This window comes from Halomonas sp. 141 (assembly GCF_002810305.1).
Lineage (GTDB): Bacteria > Pseudomonadota > Gammaproteobacteria > Pseudomonadales > Halomonadaceae > Vreelandella > Vreelandella stevensii.
Genome location: NZ_PINZ01000001.1, coordinates 153392 through 171549, shown reverse-complemented (window position 1 = coordinate 171549; position 18158 = coordinate 153392). Strand labels below are relative to the sequence as shown.

18 protein-coding genes and 4 tRNA genes are annotated in these 18158 nt (G+C 59.0%); 9 read left to right on the top strand and 13 right to left on the bottom strand.

Annotated features, from left to right (window positions below):
* Positions 1–7: 7 nt before the first annotated feature.
* Both CWI66_RS00865 and CWI66_RS00860 read right to left on the bottom strand, forming a co-directional pair.
* Positions 8–415: an OsmC family protein gene (locus tag CWI66_RS00865; RefSeq protein WP_016913801.1), complete on the bottom strand. Its 408-nt coding sequence runs from the start codon at positions 413–415 to the stop codon at positions 8–10.
* Positions 416–613: a hypothetical protein gene (locus tag CWI66_RS00860; protein ID WP_016913800.1), complete on the bottom strand. Its 198-nt coding sequence runs from the start codon at positions 611–613 to the stop codon at positions 416–418.
* Positions 614–830: 217 nt separating this feature from the next.
* On the opposite strand from CWI66_RS00860, the gene ygfZ reads away from it, so the two are divergent.
* The gene (ygfZ, locus tag CWI66_RS00855) at positions 831–1787 is read left to right on the top strand and encodes a CAF17-like 4Fe-4S cluster assembly/insertion protein YgfZ (protein WP_100730651.1); all 957 of its coding nucleotides are present in this window, start codon (positions 831–833) and stop codon (positions 1785–1787) included.
* 17 nt (positions 1788–1804) lie between these two features.
* Here ygfZ and CWI66_RS00850 read toward each other — a convergent pair whose 3' ends face one another.
* From CWI66_RS00850 to CWI66_RS00835, 4 genes are all read right to left on the bottom strand, one after another.
* Positions 1805–2578 carry a TatD family hydrolase gene (locus CWI66_RS00850; protein WP_100730650.1) on the bottom strand — a complete coding sequence of 258 codons (774 nt, stop codon included), beginning with the start codon at positions 2576–2578 and terminating at the stop codon, positions 1805–1807.
* A gap of 46 nt (positions 2579–2624) precedes the next feature.
* On the bottom strand, positions 2625–4214 hold the full coding sequence (locus CWI66_RS00845) for a peptide chain release factor 3 (protein ID WP_081135561.1): 1590 nt from the start codon (positions 4212–4214) through the stop codon (positions 2625–2627).
* A gap of 162 nt (positions 4215–4376) precedes the next feature.
* Entirely contained in the window at positions 4377–4586 is a 210-nt protein-coding gene (locus tag CWI66_RS00840; protein WP_016913796.1) for a putative motility protein, read from the bottom strand.
* Between the two features lie 87 nt (positions 4587–4673).
* A complete protein-coding gene (locus tag CWI66_RS00835) occupies positions 4674–5915 on the bottom strand; it encodes an NAD(P)/FAD-dependent oxidoreductase (RefSeq protein ID WP_100730649.1) in 1242 nt (413 codons plus the stop codon).
* Positions 5916–6263: 348 nt separating this feature from the next.
* Between CWI66_RS00835 and amt the strand changes: the two genes are divergently transcribed.
* The gene (amt, locus tag CWI66_RS00830; RefSeq protein ID WP_100730648.1) at positions 6264–9638 is read left to right on the top strand and encodes an ammonium transporter; all 3375 of its coding nucleotides are present in this window, start codon (positions 6264–6266) and stop codon (positions 9636–9638) included.
* Positions 9639–9727: 89 nt separating this feature from the next.
* On the opposite strand, the gene CWI66_RS00825 is transcribed toward amt, so the two are convergent.
* The 4 genes from CWI66_RS00825 to CWI66_RS00810 form a co-directional block, all read right to left on the bottom strand.
* Positions 9728–9802: transfer RNA gene (locus CWI66_RS00825), tRNA-His, on the bottom strand.
* 32 nt (positions 9803–9834) lie between these two features.
* Positions 9835–9909: transfer RNA gene (locus CWI66_RS00820), tRNA-His, on the bottom strand.
* 57 nt (positions 9910–9966) lie between these two features.
* Positions 9967–10043: transfer RNA gene (locus CWI66_RS00815), tRNA-Arg, on the bottom strand.
* A gap of 96 nt (positions 10044–10139) precedes the next feature.
* Positions 10140–10216: transfer RNA gene (locus CWI66_RS00810), tRNA-Pro, on the bottom strand.
* A 205-nt stretch (positions 10217–10421) separates the two neighbouring features.
* Between CWI66_RS00810 and folD the strand changes: the two genes are divergently transcribed.
* Both folD and mtnN read left to right on the top strand, forming a co-directional pair.
* On the top strand, positions 10422–11282 hold the full coding sequence (gene folD, locus CWI66_RS00805; protein ID WP_016913793.1) for a bifunctional methylenetetrahydrofolate dehydrogenase/methenyltetrahydrofolate cyclohydrolase FolD: 861 nt from the start codon (positions 10422–10424) through the stop codon (positions 11280–11282).
* Between the two features lie 48 nt (positions 11283–11330).
* Positions 11331–12038, top strand: coding sequence for a 5'-methylthioadenosine/S-adenosylhomocysteine nucleosidase (mtnN, locus tag CWI66_RS00800; RefSeq protein ID WP_016913792.1), 708 nt, complete (start codon positions 11331–11333; stop codon positions 12036–12038).
* A 42-nt stretch (positions 12039–12080) separates the two neighbouring features.
* Here mtnN and pyrC read toward each other — a convergent pair whose 3' ends face one another.
* Entirely contained in the window at positions 12081–13118 is a 1038-nt protein-coding gene (gene pyrC / locus CWI66_RS00795) for a dihydroorotase (RefSeq protein WP_016913791.1), read from the bottom strand.
* A gap of 150 nt (positions 13119–13268) precedes the next feature.
* On the opposite strand from pyrC, the gene CWI66_RS00790 reads away from it, so the two are divergent.
* From CWI66_RS00790 to CWI66_RS00780, 3 genes are read left to right on the top strand one after another with little or no spacing between them, the layout of a single operon-like run.
* Entirely contained in the window at positions 13269–13685 is a 417-nt protein-coding gene (locus tag CWI66_RS00790) for a hypothetical protein (RefSeq protein ID WP_016913790.1), read from the top strand.
* Between the two features lie 6 nt (positions 13686–13691).
* A complete protein-coding gene (locus tag CWI66_RS00785) occupies positions 13692–14963 on the top strand; it encodes an ATP-binding protein (protein ID WP_016913789.1) in 1272 nt (423 codons plus the stop codon).
* Between the two features lie 37 nt (positions 14964–15000).
* Positions 15001–15540: a response regulator transcription factor gene (locus CWI66_RS00780; protein ID WP_016913788.1), complete on the top strand. Its 540-nt coding sequence runs from the start codon at positions 15001–15003 to the stop codon at positions 15538–15540.
* On the opposite strand, the gene CWI66_RS00775 is transcribed toward CWI66_RS00780, so the two are convergent.
* Positions 15537–16310, bottom strand: coding sequence for a 3-hydroxybutyrate dehydrogenase (locus tag CWI66_RS00775; protein ID WP_016913787.1), 774 nt, complete (start codon positions 16308–16310; stop codon positions 15537–15539). The genes CWI66_RS00780 and CWI66_RS00775 overlap by 4 nt on opposite strands.
* Positions 16311–16403: 93 nt before the next feature.
* Entirely contained in the window at positions 16404–16835 is a 432-nt protein-coding gene (hybE, locus tag CWI66_RS00770) for a [NiFe]-hydrogenase assembly chaperone HybE (protein WP_081193238.1), read from the bottom strand.
* Positions 16836–16985: 150 nt separating this feature from the next.
* Here hybE and CWI66_RS00765 point away from each other — a divergent pair, with 150 nt between their 5' ends.
* Together CWI66_RS00765 and CWI66_RS00760 are read left to right on the top strand one after the other, a co-directional pair.
* The gene (locus CWI66_RS00765) at positions 16986–17249 is read left to right on the top strand and encodes a GrxA family glutaredoxin (RefSeq protein ID WP_081135547.1); all 264 of its coding nucleotides are present in this window, start codon (positions 16986–16988) and stop codon (positions 17247–17249) included.
* Between the two features lie 129 nt (positions 17250–17378).
* Entirely contained in the window at positions 17379–18146 is a 768-nt protein-coding gene (locus CWI66_RS00760; protein WP_100730647.1) for a DUF1338 domain-containing protein, read from the top strand.
* Positions 18147–18158 lie beyond the last annotated feature (12 nt).

Sequence of the window (18158 nt, the reverse complement as noted above, 5' to 3'; positions counted from 1 at the left end):
GGGGTGGTCACTCGGTGCGAGTGGTGATCTCGATGGTGGCCTGGGTCATCAACCGCTGAATGGGGCATTTGTGGCTGATCTCTTCCAGCTTGGCTTTCTGCTCAGGGTCGCTGATACCGTGCAGTTCGAGCTGAACGGCCAGCCGATAAACGCCCTTCTTTTCATCCTGGTCGTCTCGCTGCACCGTGACCGTAATGCCTTCCAGCGGCCACTGCTTGCGCTTGGCATACATTTGTACGGTAATGGCCTTGCAGGTTCCCAAGGCAATGTCGAAATAGTCGTGAGGGTCCGGCGCACTTTCATCGCCACCCACCACCGCGGGTACGTCTGCGTAGAGGTCTTCCAAGCCATTGACCTCGATACGCTGGCGAAACGCCCGGTTGCGCTCACTGATCACTACGATAGGCGGATGCATTCACGACACCTTGATGGGTAGTTTGAGCTGTTCGACCGCCTTGATCAGCGCGTCGCGCTTGGCGCGTCCTTCCACTTCGGCGCCATGACGCCCTACTTCGGCGCTGTCCACCCCATCCAGCATCATCAATGCCGTGGTGATCTTGTTCACCTGATCAGCGTTGGAAACCCCTTGAAAACTGAGTGATTGCACTGCCATGCGCTGCCCTTTTATGTGTTAATGAGTCTTGTTAAGTATATGCTAGCGGGATCGATCGGCGATACGACGCAAAAATTCTTGTGCAAGACCGATACGTGGAGTTGAAGTTTAGCACGCGCAAGTGCGCTTGCAATTGCAGCCCACTGCCCGCACCTAGCGTAACCTATTGCCGCGCCTTTCACTTCATGTCGCGCAGCTTTCATCTTCAGGAGAGACCATGGCCACCGCCGAGACTCACCCCTTCACCGGTACTGTTTACCTGACGCACTTGGCAGCGCTGGACGTCACGGGCCCTGATGCCGAAAAATTTCTTCAGGGGCAAACCAGCGCCCAAGTCGGCCTCGCCAATGGACACTTCGCCCCTCTGACGTGCTTTTGCACCCCCAAAGGGCGCATGCTGGCCAATGCCCAGCTGCTGCGCTTGGCGCCACAGCACTATCGGCTGGTTCTCGACGCCTCGCTGGCCGAGTCTCTGGCCAACCATTTGAAAAAGTTTGCCGCTTTCTACAAGACCGAGCTGACGATTGCCACATCCGTAACGTTCGTGGGCAGCAGCGCCCCGGACACCTCGCTACTCGAGCAGGCAGGCGTGACGTTGCCCGATCAGGCCTATACGCATCATACCAGCCCCTTGGGCACCGCCCTGCGTATGCCGGGCACTGCCCGCTGGCTGCTGATGCTGATGCTGGAAGAGACACCCCCAGAGAAGGCTTCGCAAGAGACACTACAGCAAGCCTGGCAGTTGGCGGATATCCGTAGCGGCCTCGCCTGGTTGACGGCGGCACAGCAGGATCACTTCCTGCCACAAATGCTCAACTGGGAAGCGCTGGGCGGCATCAGCTTCAAAAAGGGCTGCTATACCGGGCAAGAAGTCGTCGCTCGGGCGCACTTTCGCGGCCAGGTCAAAAAACGCCTGGTGCATGCGCACGTGAGCGCCAGCGCATTACCCCAGATAGGTGACAGCCTGGTAGATAAGGAAGGGAAAGCCCTGGGTGAAGTCGTCAACAGCGCGTTCAGTGACGAACAGCAGGTAGAACTGCTGGCGGTCATGAATACCAAAGTGGCGGAGGAGCAGATCTCCGTCTACTGGCAAGCGCAGCCAGTGACCTTGCACGCGCTACCTTACCCCATTGAGCGCCTGGACCCTGAGGCGCTAGCGGCTCAATTGAGCTAACGCCAGCGAGACGGCACTCACAGGCCAAAAATACGTGCAGCGTTGGAACTGCTCAGCGCTGCGACGTGTTCCAGCGATTGCTGACGCAGCTTAGCCACCTGCTCAGCGACGTGCTTCACGCGCGAAGGTTCATTGCGCTGCCCCTGGAAGCCACTCAGCGGCATATCGGGGCTATCGGTTTCCAGCACGAAGCCATCATCCGGCAATTTGGCCACCACGCGATGCAGGCGCTGAGCACGAGCGTAGGTGACGGCGCCTCCCAGCCCCAGTACAAACCCCGCATCCAGAAACCTTGCGGCCTGCTGGTAGGAACCGGCAAAGGCATGGATCATGCCGGGCCTCGCCAGTGCCCATTGATGAAGCCGCTTGGCCACGTCATCGTTGGCCTTCACACAGTGCACGACAGGGGGAAGCTGGCAACGGCTCGCGATACCGAGCTGGGCATCGAAATACTCCCACTGCTGCGAGAGACTCTCGCTGAAGCGACCATCGATACCACACTCGCCAATCGCCACCAGGGCGGTTTCCGGGCGGGTCAACTGCTGCTTGACCAGCGCCTCCAACGCCGCTAGGTCATCGGCGTGATGCCGAGCAATGAAATAGGGGTGAAGCCCGAGGCAGATGCTGACCCCGTCACTCTCGCCCAGCGCCAGCACATTCTGCCAGCGCTGGCGCACCGTGGCAGCCACGATGAAACCGGTGACGCCCACGGCCCTGGCCGCGGCGATGACGGCCTTTCGGTCTTCATCGAACTCCGTGGCATCCAGGTGGCAGTGGGCGTCAATGAGCATGGCAAGCGCTCTCGTTTGGGTAGGCCTCTTGAGGCGAGTCTTGAGATTAGTGCTCTCGGGTCGGCTGGAAACGGATATCCGGCCAGCGCTCCTGGGTCATTTGCAGATTGACCCGGGTCGGGGCAATATAGGTCAGGTAGCCACCGCCATCGATCGCCAGGTTAGCACTTGCCTTGCGCTTGAACTCTTCCAGCATTTTCGCATCGTCACAATAGACCCAGCGAGCCGTCTGCACGTTGACACCTTCGTAGAGACAATCGACCTTGTACTCTTCCTTCAAGCGGTGTGCGACGACGTCGAACTGCAGCGTACCTACTGCGCCAAGAATCAGGTCATTGTTATCCAGCGGCATGAAGACCTGAGTAGCCCCTTCCTCCGATAGCTGCTGCAGGCCTTTCTGAAGTGCTTTCATCTTCAGCGGGTCTTTCAGGCGCACGCGCTTGAACAGCTCCGGCGCAAAGTGCGGGATGCCCATGAAGCGCATGTCTTCACCCACGGTAAAGGTGTCACCAATCTGAATGGTGCCGTGGTTGTGCAAGCCGATGATATCGCCGGGCCAGGCCTCCTCCACGTGGGAGCGGTCCGAGGCCATGAAGGTCAGCGCATCGGCAATCTTGACGTCCTTGCCAATGCGCACATGGCGCATCTTCATGTTCTTTTCGTACTTGCCGGAACACACCCGCAGAAAAGCAATGCGGTCACGGTGGTTCGGGTCCATGTTGGCTTGGATCTTGAAAACGAAACCGGTAAAGCGGTCGTCCTGGGCCGTGACTTCTCGAGTATCGGTCTCGCGGGGCTGCGGCGATGGCGCGTACTCGACGAAGCCGTCGAGCATTTCACGCACACCGAAGTTACCCATGGCGGTACCAAAATAGACAGGAGTCAGCTCGCCACGACGATAGGCTTCCAGGTCGAACTCATGGGAGGCGCCGCGCACCAGATCGACTTCCATGCGCAGCTCTTCGGCCTGCTCTTCGCCCAGAATGGCATCCACCTCAGGGTTGTCCAACCCTTCGATACGCTTGTCGTCAGGGATACGGCTGCCCTGCCCCTGGGTATAGAGATGAATCACATCGTTGTAGAGATGATAGACACCCTTGAAGTGCCGCCCCATGCCAATGGGCCAGGTCATCGGGGCGCACTGGATGTTGAGCACCGTCTCCACTTCATCCATGACCTCGATGGGGTCACGAATATCGCGGTCCATCTTGTTCACGAAGGTGAGGATGGGCGTGGTACGCAGTCGACACACTTCCATCAATTTGATGGTGCGATCTTCGACACCCTTGGCCCCATCGATGACCATCAGTGCGGAGTCGACGGCGGTCAGGGTGCGGTACGTGTCTTCCGAGAAGTCCTCGTGTCCTGGAGTGTCCAGCAGGTTGACGATTCGTCCGCCGTAGGGGAACTGCATGACCGACGTGGTCACCGAGATGCCCCGCTCCTGCTCCATCTTCATCCAGTCGGACGTCGCGTGGCGATCATTGCGCTTGCTTTTCACCGAACCGGCCATCTGAATGGCGTTTCCGAACAGCAGCATTTTTTCGGTGATGGTCGTTTTACCGGCGTCAGGGTGGGAAATAATGGCAAAGGTGCGGCGTAGCTCTGCTTCGCGCGCTAATTGAGCGTCAGACATGGAGTTCTCTAAATAGGGGGACTGCGTAATAACCAAAAAAGCGCCAGACCAGTGGCGGGGTGCGCCTATGGTAACGCAACTCCCTGCCTGCGGCATACCAAAGCAAAAAACGCCGACAAGGTCGGCGTTTGGGTATTGAGAAAGGCGTTGTTCCAGCGGGAGTTAAGCGAAGGTATTGATTTGCGTACCGACGCTACCTTCCTGAGCAAGCTCGGGCTGCGCTGCCGAATCCGCCGACGCCAAAACTTCCGTGACCTGATCGGCTTGCTGCTCCAGCGCATCTCTGAACATTTGCATCTGCGCCTGTTCCACGGTTTGCGCCTGGTTCATGTAAAGCGCCGTGCTCACCGTATTACTGACCGCGACATCCATTGCGGAACCTCCATCTAGCGGAATTTCATCTACAGCCTAGCAAACATCCCTTCCGGGTGCCAAACAAACCGGAACGCCACCTGACATCTAGAAACGGTCCGCGCGGAACGGTGCCATATCGATGGCTGTCGGTTTATTCTCCATCATGTCGGCCAGCAGTTGGCCGGTAGCAGGCCCCAGCGTAAAGCCCTGGTGGCCGTGACCGAATGCCAGCCACAAGCCTGGATGGCGTGGCGCCGGGCCAATCACCGGTTTCATGTCCGGCAGACAAGGACGCGCGCCCTTCCAGGCACGCTCGTCCTTGCGATCGGCCAGCGGAAAAATGGTCCGCGCCACGCTCTCTGCCGCCCCTAGCTGCTCTTCATCGGCCGGCGATTCCAGGCGATCCAGCTCCGCCCCCGTGGTCAGCCGCACGCCAGCGTTCATGGGCGCCAGCAGGTAGCCGACTTCTGCATCCATCAGCCAATAATGCAGCCTGGTGTCCGGTTGCGTGGCGTAGTGCATATGGTAGCCACGCTTGACGAACGTCGGGAAGTGGTAGCCCAGCGGCTTCATCCACTCTCCCGCCCAAGGGCCCAGAGCCATCACCACATCATCTGCCGTGAAGGTATCGGTGGCGGTGGTCACCTGCCACTGCGCCCCCTGCTGACTGACGCCGGTGATCTCCGCTTGTACCAGCTGGCCACCCAAAGCAACGAACGACTCGGCGTAGGCCGCTACCAGACCACCGGGATCAGCAACGGTCCAGGGGTCCAGCCAATGAATGGCCCCGATGATCTGCTCTCCCAGCTGGGGCTCTTTTTCGGCAACCCCCTGGCGGTCGAGCACCGCAAACTGCACACCATAGAGATCGCGGGCTTCCTCTGCTTCCTTGACACGCTTGGCCAGCTTCTCGGGGGTTCGATAGATCTCCAGCCAGCCCTCGCGACGTACCAACGCATCGGCACCTGCCGCTTCGATCATCGGTGCGTGGGCGTCGAGACACAGCTGGATCAGCGAGGCGTACTCCGGGACGATCTTCTTGTAGAGCCGCGACGACGAGTGGTGCCAATAACTGAGCAGCGGAGAGGCCGCCTTGATCATGCCGGTGGGCCGGTAGCGAATATCGACACGACGGTTAGGCAGCACGCTCAAAATGGTTTTCATATCGCGAGGAAACGGATACGGCCGTACCGCCTCACGCTGGATAATGCCCGCGTTACCGAACGAGGTTTCACGACCAGGCTGGCGGCGATCGATCAAGGTGACCTGAAAACCGCGCTTTTGCAGTTGCCAGGCGATACTGACGCCGACCATCCCTGCCCCTAAAACCACTGTTTGACGCGCCATTTTGATGCACTCCTTTCCGAAAGATGATGGTGCTACCAGCACTCTCCCCGGCAGCACTTCAGTGAATTGAAAAATATCACCATTCAAAGAGCAATTGCACAGTCATAAATACCGTTTTTTACCTATATTTCAGTTTTTAATCACGTAAAAAACCAAAATAAGGAGGAGTTCACTAGCCACGGCATGACATTTGCTTGATTCACATTAGCAGTGCTGAAAGCGTTCGTCACGGCGACGGGGATTCCTGCTCTCGTCACCCGACAGTGACGCATTTACCCACCCCCGAAGCACCAATGCAGTGCAAACCCTGCACCAGGCAGCGACAAAAGCATCAACAAGGACCCGCACATGGCAATGATTCTGGAGATGAGGCTTCTCGATACCTTATGGGTGCTGTGGGCCGCCGCCATGGTGTTCGTCATGCAAGCGGGATTCCTGTGCCTGGAGGCAGGCACTACCCGCACCAAGAATGCCATTAACGTCGCCATGAAAAACCTGGCCGACTTTGCGGTTTCGGTGACGGTTTTCTGGCTGATTGGCTTTGGCATGATGTTCGGTGTTTCCCAAGGGGGTTGGTTAGGGCTGTCGTTATTCGGCTGGGAGATGGAGACCAGCAACGCCTGGCTGATGACCGTGTTCATCTTTCAAGCCATGTTCTGCGCCACCGCAGCCACTATCGTGGCGGGCGCAGTGGCTGAACGCATGCCTTTCCTGGGCTACCTATGGACAGCCTTCTGGATAGCACTATTGATCTACCCAGTGTTTGGCCACTGGGCGTGGGGGGGCTTACTCGGTGGCACGCCCGGCTGGCTGGCCGCTCGTGGGTTCGTCGACTTTGCCGGAGCCACGGTAGTGCATAGCGTGGGCGGCTGGGTGGCCCTGGCCGCCGTTCTGGTGATTGGCCCCCGCACCGGGCGCTTTCGCGACGGCGTTAACGCCAACCCTTTTCCAGCGGGCAACCTGCCGCTGGCCATGCTGGGCGCACTGTTCATGATTCTGGGCTGGTTTGGCTTCAATGGTGGCAGTACCCTGGCATTGACCAGTGCCATTCCTGGCATTATCGCCAACACCCTGCTGGGCGCGACAGGCGGCATTCTATCGGCCATGTTGATGGGCTGGCGTATTCGTCGTTATGCCGACGTCATGTATGCGATCAACGGTGCCATTGCAGGTCTGGTCGCGGTCACGGCAGGTGCCCACGCCCTGTCGCTGCACGCTGCGTTCATGCTGGGCAGCGTTAGCGGCGTACTGATGGTGGCCGCCAGTGAGTGGCTGCTCAAAAAACGCGTCGATGATGCCGTAGGCGCCATTCCCGCCCACCTTGTCACCGGCATCTGGGGCACGCTGGCACTGCCCTGGGTGGCTAACCTGGAAGCGCTGGGCACCTCGCTAAGCCGCTGGGAGCAGTTTCATGTTCAGCTCATGGGGGTGATTGTGTGCGGCGCATGGAGCTTTGGCATCGCCTGGCTACTGCTAAAGCTGAGCAAGCGCATCATGCCTCTGCGAGTTTCACCCGATGCCGAAAAGATGGGGCTCAATCTGGCGGAACATGGCGCCAAAAATGAGCTGCATCAGCTCCTCGAACACATGCGCCAACATGAACGCCAGGGCGACATGCGCCAGCGTATCGACGCCGACCCGTTTACCGAGGTAGGGGAAATCGCTGCCAGCTACAATCGAGTATCCGCCGCCCTGGAGCGCGCCGTAGGTCACACCCGCGTCATGCTGCGTAACCTGCGTGACGGCGTCTTGACCTGGCAGGCAGATGGCACGCTTACCAGCCTCAACCCTGGCGCCGAGGCCTTGTTCGGCGTACAAGCCCAACAGCTCATTGGGCAGCCCATCAGCACGCTGTTACCCCGCCGCTCCCTGGCGCCTGGCACACGGTTGGAAATCAAGCGACGCACCGAAGACCAACAGGTACGCTATCTCGAAATTCAGGTCAGCGAGGGGGCTGCCGGGTCACACTCGGAACGTTCAGGCATGGTGCGCGACATCACCGAGCGAAAACTGCTGCAGGAGCAGCTGAATCGAGAGCGCGATCTTGCCCGCACCACGCTCGCCTCCATTGGCGACGGGGTGATCACCTGCGATGCCAGTGGCAACATTACCTTCATGAACAGCGAGGCGCAGCGTTTGACCGGCTGGGACGCCAGCGATGCCCTGAACAAACCGATTCACCGTATCTATCAGCTGCGTGACGAACATAGCGACGAACCAATCAACAATCCCGCCCGCCATGTCCTGACCCAGCATCGTCCACTTCAATACACCGACCCCAGCATGCTGCTGCACCGCAATGGCAAGCGCTACCCGATCCAGCACAGCGCATCGCCTATTCGCTCGCGTAGCGGTATCACCCTGGGTGCCGTCGTGGTCTTTCAGGATGTCAGCCTGACGCGCAAGCTCTCCGAACAGCTCAGCTATCAGGCCTCCCACGACAACTTGACCGAACTGGTCAATCGCCGCGCCTTCGAGTCGCTGCTCGGCAAACTACTGGCACAGCCGGGAGGCGACCACACGCTTTGCTACCTGGACCTGGATCAGTTCAAGATCGTCAATGACACCTGCGGCCACCAGGCTGGTGATGAGCTGCTTCGTCAGGTGGCGCGCAAGCTGAAAGCGCATGTCCGCAGTAGCGATACCGTGGCGCGCCTGGGGGGCGATGAGTTTGCGCTGCTGCTGCCCGACTGCTCGTTGGAAAAGGCCCAACTAATTTGCGAAGCGCTACGCAGCGATATAGAGCAGTTCCGCTTTGCCTGGCAGGAGCACACCTTCGGCATCGGTGTCAGCATTGGGCTCGTCGCCATTACCTCAGCCCACCCCATGCGCCTTGCCGACACGCTGCATGCGGCCGACGCGGCTTGCTACAGCGCCAAGGAGGCAGGCCGCAACCGGATCCACTGCTACCAGCCCGACGACCAGCTGCTGCTGGAAAGACACGGGGAACTGCAGTGGGTACAGCGCTTGCAAAATGCTCTGGACAACGACACTTTCCGCCTGTTTGCACAGCCAATCTACCCTGTGTGCGCCCCTCACAAGGGATATCAGGAGATTTTGATACGCTTGGAAGAGCATGGTCAGCTGATTACCCCCGGCAGCTTTTTACCCGCCGCCGAACGCTACCATTTCATGCCGCGCATCGACCGCTGGGTCATTCGCAACACGCTGGCCTGGCTAAGTGACCGCTGCCGCAGTGCCGAACCCGATATCGTTGGTCGCTGGGGGATCAACCTGTCTGGCGATTCATTGTCCGACAGCGATTTCTGTCATGAGCTGATTCGCCAGGTACGCGCCGCCAAATTACCCCCTGGCACTCTGTGCTTCGAGATCACCGAAAGCGCTGCCATCGCGCAGCTCTCGAAAGTCAGCGAGCTGATTCAAACCTTGAAGTCGATGGGCTGCCATTTTGCGCTGGATGATTTTGGAACCGGCCTGTCGTCGTTTGGCTATCTCAAACAGCTATCGGTCGACTATCTCAAGATTGATGGCCGCTTCATCCGCAATCTGCACCAGGACCCCATTGATTGCGCCATGGTGGAAGCTATTCACGCCGTGGGCAAGGCCCTGCATATTGAAACGGTGGCTGAATTCGTGGAAACGCAGGAAACCCTGGAGAAGCTACACGAACTGGGCATCGACTATGCACAAGGGTATCTGCTAGGCAAGCCAACGGAAATAACACGTGCAGAAGGGAACAACATCACAGTCATGCCAAGATGATCACGTACAGCTTGACCATAGAATATTGGCAAAAGACATAAAGGAGTTGATATGAGAGTAGAACTTCGAGGGAGAGATAATCAGGTTAATGGGGTGGATGATGGGGATCGAACCCACGACCACCGGAGCCACAATCCGGGGCTCTACCACTGAGCTACACCCACCACAACCTGGATACTGCAGAACGTTTTGTCGATGGGGTGGATGATGGGGATCGAACCCACGACCACCGGAGCCACAATCCGGGGCTCTACCACTGAGCTACACCCACCATGACAAAACAGATGCTTGATAATAACGACAGGAGAATATGATTTCGCATTCTTGATGGCACGCCCAGCAGGACTCGAACCCGCAACCTACGGCTTAGAAGGCCGTTGCTCTATCCGGTTGAGCTATGGGCGCACATAATGTATCCAAAGATACCGATGAGCACTTGACCACAACCAAAGCCTGGAAAGCAGTGTTACTTTTAACTTCAAGTAATCGGCTTCAAGTAAATGGTCGGGATGGAGGGATTCGAACCCCCGACATCCTGCTCCCAAAGCAGGCGCGCTACCAGACTGCGCTACATCCCGATACTTGCCTTGAACGCTGCTGCGTGTCCCGTCTCAAGCGAGGCATATATTACTATTTCTGATTCTAAAGTCAACACTTAAAGCGTTTGATTCGATCGATGCTTTGCCTGACCGCCCGGCCATGCGAAAATTGCACAGCCGAATTGCTCGCTTGCCGAGCCATATCTTTTGTTCGCTTCTCCATTTTCAATAGGGATCTCACTACATGACCGCCCAACTCATCGATGGTAAAGCCATCGCCGCTCATGTCCGTCAACGCGTTGCCGCCCGCATTCAGGCACGTCAGCAGGAAGGTGTGCGTGCGCCCGGACTAGCCGTGGTCGTGGTCGGCGAGGACCCAGCCTCACATGTCTATGTCAATAACAAGCACCGCGCCTGTGAGCAGGCAGGCATTCTCTCTTTCCAACACGCCCTGCCCTCGGATACCTCACAATCCGCCCTCGAAGCGCTGGTAGACGAACTCAACGCCGACCCCAGCGTCGACGGCATCCTGGTGCAGCTCCCTTTGCCGGCACATCTCGATGCCGGCCCCATTCTGGAGCGCATCCGGCCCGACAAGGACGTAGATGGCTTCCACCCCTACAACCTTGGCCGCCTGGCCCAGCGGCTGCCTTCTCTACGCCCCTGCACACCCAAGGGCATCATGACCCTGCTGACGCAAAGCGGCATTGCCGTACGCGGCATGGATGCCACGGTCGTCGGCGCCTCCAATATCGTCGGTCGCCCCATGGCGCTAGAACTTATGCTGGCAGGCTGCACAACGACGGTCTGCCACCGTTTTACACGCGACCTGGCAAGCCACGTCAGCCGTGCAGACCTGGTGGTGGTCGCCGTCGGAAAACCGGGTATCGTGAAGGGTGAATGGATCAAACCCGGCGCGGTCGTCATCGATGTGGGCATCAACCGCCAGGACGATGGCCGTCTGATTGGCGACGTGGACTTTACCGCAGCGGTCGAGCGCGCCAGCTACATTACTCCCGTGCCCGGCGGCGTAGGCCCCATGACGGTAGCCACTCTGCTCGAAAACACGCTGGAAGCCGCTGAGCGACACGATCAGCAGCATTGAACCCGGCAACGAACGCCTTATCCCCACCGACCCGCGGAGAATATCACGGTGCAACGTATTGGTATCATTGGCGCCATGGCGCAAGAAGTGAACATTCTGGCGAGCCAACTGGCGAGCGCTGAGCGTGCCGAGCATGCAGGCTTCGTGTTTCATACCGGCACGCTGCATGGCCTGGAGGTGGTCATTCTCCAATCCGGCATCGGCAAGGTGAACGCCGCTGTGGGAACCGCCATTCTGCTGGAACGCTACCAGCCAGACGCCATCATCAACACCGGGTCTGCAGGCGGGTTTGCCACAGACCTGGCCATTGGTGATGTGATCATTTCGGACGAAGTGCGCCACCATGACGTAGATGCCACGGTCTTTGGCTATGCCCTGGGACAGGTGCCCGGCATGCCCGAGGCTTACCCGGCCAGCGAACACCTGCGCAGCGTGGCACGCAGCGCCATTGCAGCCCTGGGCGAAGTGACGGTGCGAGAAGGCATGGTCGCCACCGGCGATTCATTCATGGCCGACCCGGAGCGGGTAGCCAGGACCCGCGCCCAGTTCCCCACCATGCTGGCGGTCGAGATGGAGGGTGCCGCCATTGCCCAGACCTGTCATCTGTATGGCTGCCCCTTCGTGGTGATTCGCGCCCTGTCCGACATCCCGGGCAGCGGTGACAACCACCTCTCTTTCGAGCAGTTCCTCGAAGTGGCCGCCGACCACTCTTCACGCATGGTCAACCAGATGCTGTCGAAGCTCGCCAGCGAATGACTCTGAAACCCCCATCGCCGCCAGGCGATGGGGACTGACCTCTTACGCCTCCATCTGCCACGCCAGGGTTTCACCCGCCTGCAAAGGCACGATGGTCTGCCCTGCGGTATAAGGGTAGCTTTCCGGCAGTTGCCAATCACGGCGCACCAACGTAATCGTGTCGCCATTGGGCGCCAGCCCATAAAAACGCGGCCCATTCAGGCTGGCAAAGGCCTCCAGCTTGTCCAGTGCCCCAACCGACTCGAACGCCATGGCGTAAAGCTCGATAGCGGCAGGTGCCGTATAGGCGCCGGCGCAGCCACAGCTTGACTCCTTATCACCCTTGGCGTGAGGAGCACTGTCGGTTCCCAGGAAGAATTTCGCACTGCCGCTGGTGGCCGCTTTCAACAGCGCTTGACGATGCTGCTCACGTTTCAGGATTGGCAGGCAGTAGTAGTGAGGACGAATGCCCCCGGCCAGCATCTGGTTACGATTGAACAATAGGTGGTGAGCGGTGATGGTCGCTGCGACATTGTCCGACGCGTCAGCGACGAATTCAGCGGCCTGCTGCGTCGTAATGTGTTCGAACACGACCTTCAACGTCGGGTGACGAGCCAACAGAGGTTTCATGACGCGCTCGATGAACACGGCTTCACGGTCGAAGATGTCGATATCATGGTCGGTCACTTCGCCATGGACCAGCAACGGCATTCCCAGCCGCGCCATGGTGGCAATGGCCGCGTCGCAATGAGCGATATTGGTGACGCCGGAAGCCGAGTTGGTCGTTGCCCCCGCCGGATAGAGCTTGACCGCTTTGACCACGCCGCTGGCGACAGCCCGTTCGATCTCTTCTGCGGGCGTCGTATCGGTGAGGTATAGCACCATCAGCGGCTCGAACGCACTACCCGCCGGCAAGGCCGCTAGGATACGTTCACGATAGGCCATGGCCTGCTCGGTCGTGGTCACCGGCGGTTTGAGGTTGGGCATGATGATGGCCCGCCCCATCTGGGCTGCGGTATGGCCTACCACCGCATTCAGCGCCTCGTCGTCGCGAAGGTGAAGGTGCCAATCGTCGGGGCGAGTGATCGTGATAGCGTCCACGGCAAGTCCTGTCTTGAAAGTGAAAGAGGGGTGTCACGGCTGCACAGTATACCCAATCGCCCCGCGGGATAAATCTGCACACGACCCCCACAGGCCCAGCCAAGTGTCGTATCATGACGCCACGTTGTAAGACCAAGGATGCTGTTGTTTATGCAGAACGTACGACGCTATGCGGATGTCATTGCCAGCATAGAGGGGTTGGTGTGGCTAGGCCTTGCCTGGTCGATCTCCATTTCCATGTATCAACAAAGTACCGAGCCGACGCTGGCCATGTTGTTCGTGGTAGGCGCGCTGCTGCTGTTCAGTTGGGCACACCGACCGCTGCGCTACCTGCTGATGCGTTACCATATCCGCAAGCGGCGCACCGACATGTGGATGCATACCCTGGCCCTGCCCCTGTTGCTGGCCATGTTTTTCCATATCCTGCTGGAAACGCTGTTGGGGAGTGCCTGGCTGCCACCCAAGATATTGCTGTTCAACCTGCTGGCATCGGCGGGTTGGTTAACCTTCGTCATGACGCTATTCATCAAGTTCGTGATTCATAGCGTCAAGACATCGAACAAGTAATCGTCCATGGCTACCGCCCTGCCCCTACCGCTCTCCACGCCCAACCGCAATCTGGTCCGGCTGACCATCGTCCGGGGGATTACCTGGACGGGCTTTCTGATGGCGATCATCGTCGGCATCGAGCTGCTGGCGTTCAATCTGCCGGTCACGGCGGTGGTCAGCGTAGTCATTGCCATGGGCATGCTGAACATTGCCACCTGGTGGCGGCTGGGCCGCCCCAGGGCGGTCACCCATATCGAGTATCTGGCCCACCTGCTGGCAGACATTACCGGCCTGACGCTGCTGTTCTATTTTTCCGGGGGGTCTACCAACCCTTTCATCACCTACTACCTGGTGCCGGTGACCATTGCCGCTGCCACGCTGCCGTGGCGACATGCCTGGATCATTGCTGCCTGTGCCATGGGCGGCTATACCTTCCTGATGTTTTTCTACCACCCCATTCCGCAGCTAGGTCATATCAGCAGTGACGGCCCTTTAAGCCTGCACGTGCTGGGCATGTGGCTCAATTTTGGCCTGTCGGCAGGGCTCGTGACTTTTTTCATCTACAAGATGGCCCATGCCCTACGCAGCCGCGACAAGGCACTGTCACGCACCCGGGAAGCCGCGCTACGCAACGAGCAGGTGCTGGCAGTGGCCACTCAGGCCGCTGGCACCGCCCATGAGCTGGGCACGCCGCTGTCGACCATGGCCGTGCTGTTGAAGGAGATGCAGACCGATGTAGCGCAAGGCTCTGCGCTCGCCGATGACATCGCACTGCTGCGTCAGCAGGTGGATATCTGCAAATCCCGGCTGCAGCACCTGGTCAACAACGCCGACCGACGCCGCATGGCCGAACCGGAAATCCTCGATGCCGAGATATGGCTGGCCGGCGTGGTTCAGCGCTGGCTGGTGATTCGTCCTGACGTCAACCACCATTTCGACGTGGCCGAGCGGCGGGGACGGCCGTGGATTGCCGTGGACGCCACCCTCGATCAGGCGCTCACCAACCTGCTCAACAACGCCGCCGACGCCAACCCCGAGCACATCGCCATTCGCCTGGATTGGCACGAGGAAAGCGTCGTGATCGATATCCGCGACCATGGCCCCGGTATCGCCATGTCGATTGCCGACCAGCTGGGCGACACCTTCGTGTCGACCAAGAGCAAGGGAATGGGCATCGGGCTTTTTTTGACGCACGCCACGATCAATCGGTTTGGTGGCGGTGTCAGCCTGTATAATCACCCGGAAGGGGGAACACTGACGGAAGTGACGCTGCCACGCTGCTCCGCACCGGGCTAGCCTGCCATCAGTGCCAAGTCAGACCATCGAGGATGCCATGCAGAACCAAGACCAGCGCCTGTTGATCGTGGATGATGATGAAATGTTCTGTCACGTACTGAGCCGCGCGTTGACGCGCCGTGGCTTCGAGGTGATGGTGGCCCATGACGCCGACCAAGCCATGGCGACCGCCGCGCAGTTCCTGCCCACCATGGCCACACTGGATTTGAAGCTCGAGCACAGCTCGGGGCTCAAACTGCTGCCCGAGCTGCTCAACACCGTGCCGGGCTGCCGTATCGTCGTACTCACCGGCTACTCCAGCATTGCCACCGCCGTCGAAGCCATCAAGCTGGGAGCCATCAACTACTTGTGCAAACCCGCCGACGCCGATGACGTCATGGCGGCCTTCGAGCACCCGGAAGCCGACCCCAACGTGGAGCTGGCCGACAACCCGCCCTCGATCAACCGCATTACCTGGGAACACATCCAGAAAGTGCTACAGGAGCACGATGGCAACATTTCGGCCACGGCAAGAGCCCTTGGCATGCATCGCCGGACGCTTCAGCGCAAGCTGCAGAAGCGCCCGGTACGCCGTTAGTGGGCGGTCCAGCCCAGGTCGATGTTCCAGCTGGCACCGGTCACTGCGCCCGCAGCATCCGACGCCAGATAGGCGACTAGCTGGGCCACTTCGGAAGGCTCGATCAGGCGTTTTACCGCTGCGTTTTTCAGCATGATCTTCTCGATCACTTCCTGCTCACCCATATTATTGAGCTTTGCCTGGTCGGCAATCTGATTGTCGACCAGCGGCGTCTTGACGTAGGCCGGACAAATGGCATTGGCCGTGATGCCCTGCTCACCCCCTTCGAGGGCCGCCGTCTTGGTCAGACCGATCATGCCGTGCTTGGCACTGATGTAGGCGGCCTTGCCGGGTGACGCCACCTGAGCATGGATAGAGGCGATATTGATGACTCGCCCCCACCCTTTCTGACGCATGTGCGGCCAGGCCGCCTGAGTCAGCAGGAAAGGCGCGGTGAGCATCAGGTCGATGATTTGCCGCCACTTCTCCTCTGGAAAAGACTCGATGGCCGCCACGTGCTGAATACCGGCATTGTTCACCAGGATATCCACGCCACCAAAGCGCTTCACGGCGTCGGCAATGGCACCACGGCAGGCGTCCGGGTCGGTCAAATCGGCCTTGTAGAACGCCGCACCGGCCTGATCGGCCACCTCCTGACCTGCCTCATTGAAATCCACTGCCAAGACCTGGTGACCCTGCTCGCAAAAATGCTGGACCACGGCGGCACCAATACCGCTGCTGGTACCGGTGACGACTGCAACACGGGGCGTTGACGCTTTATCTGCTGACATGCAGGCTTCCTTTTATCGAATCGACTGAAATGAAGGTATAAACGCTTAAAATTATAGGTGCAGTCTCGGGCTTCTGCCTTCTACCGAGTAAACTCAGAGAGTAGCAGGTGACATCAACTGCTCCATCATGCGCTGGGCAAGCCGAGACGCCTCTTGCAGGCTCTCCAGCTCGCTCAGGTCGTTCAGAATGCATCGCTGATAGAATTCGATACCGTTCGGCAAGCGCTCGAGCGTCATCCGATAACGGCCAGACGGCAAGGACACCACCAGGCTCTCTTCCAGGGGGGCCGACAGCGTTGCCTGCTCAGGCACCACCAGCATCCATAATGCACACGGGGTAATCAGCGCACCGACCAGGGTGCTGGCGCCGTTGATTCGCACCTCGCCGTATTGAAAACACAGCGCATCGACGCTCAATCGAGGGTTGTAGTGCGCCTCCTTTTTCAGCGCCGCTAACGATGCGTCTCGGTAGCTGTTCGCCAACTCGGCCAGATAGCCATAGTCCTGGGCCTGCAAGGCTTGCATGAGAGTACTCCTGTGAACGCTCGGTGTTGCTGGCCCCCATTGTAGGGCTTTATGGAGAGCGTAGCGTCCTGCTATTGGCGAAACACCTCGGGCTACGCCACAATGGGGTACTACTGTACAAGCCATACCTTATTCAACGGAGTCATTGCCATGTTCGTGGTTATTTTTGGGCGTATGTCCTGCCCCTTCTGTGTACGCGCCAAACAGCTTGCCGAGCATCTGGAAAACAGTGGCAAGATCGAAGGCTATCGCTACGTCGACATGCCCTCCGAAGGCGTTACCAAGGAAGATATTGCCAAAACGGCTGGCAAGCCCATCCACACCGTGCCGCAAGTCTTCATCGACCAGCAGCACGTGGGCGGGTACACCGAGTTCGACCAGCTCGTTCGCGACAACCAGCTGCTCGCCTCCTGACCCTGCCTGATCATCCGGCGTTAAAACCTTCATCGATTCGCGTTGAAGCTGCCACGACGCACTTGCCTATACTGAGCTTTTGATAACCGTGTTCGTTTTACCCAAGCCAGTAGGCGGCGAGGAATCCCGATGCAGCGCGAGGAGTTTTTACAACAGCTTTGGCTGGACTATATCCATAATCATCCGGATATCGGTGCACTCAGGCTATGGCCCATCAGCACCAGCGCAGAATACCTGACGCTGGTAACACTCAACCATGGCCCTTTCGCTACCAGTGCGCTTAGCGCCCCCTTGGCCAGAATGGGCTATCGTTCCGTCGGCCACTACGCCATGGCTGACAAAGGGTTACTGATTCACCTGCTGGCACCCAACGATGACAGTAGCTGGCTGGTGCTGGCGGAGCTGCAGGTCGGGGCGCTCTCCAGAACACCCAGAGAAGCCCTGACCGCTCTGATACAGCAGAGCCACCCCGCCGACTGCAAGGGCCACAACCTGCTGTGCCGAGGGCGTCCGTGGCCCATGCCAAGCTGGGCACTCTATCAACAGCTGTATACGGCACACCCATTGGCTGCCTGGCTGGCCGTCATGGGACCACGCCTGCATCATGCCGGATTCGATTGCGCCACGCTGGATGCCTCGCTGGACGCACTGGGCCTACAGCTGGAACACGTCGGGCTGCATGCCCTCGATAGCCAACAAAACGGGGTATTTTCGGTGTCCAGCCTGCTGGATCATCGCTTCTATCCCGCCATGCCGCAGAAAATCGTCTTCAGCGAAGGCGATGAGCACCGCCTTTGCCTCGGGGGGCTTTCACTGACACAACGCCACGTGGAAGATGATCACAAACGGCTAGCGGAAATTCTGCTACCGTTCCATACCCGCTGCGAAATGGCGTGAGTCGCGTTGACC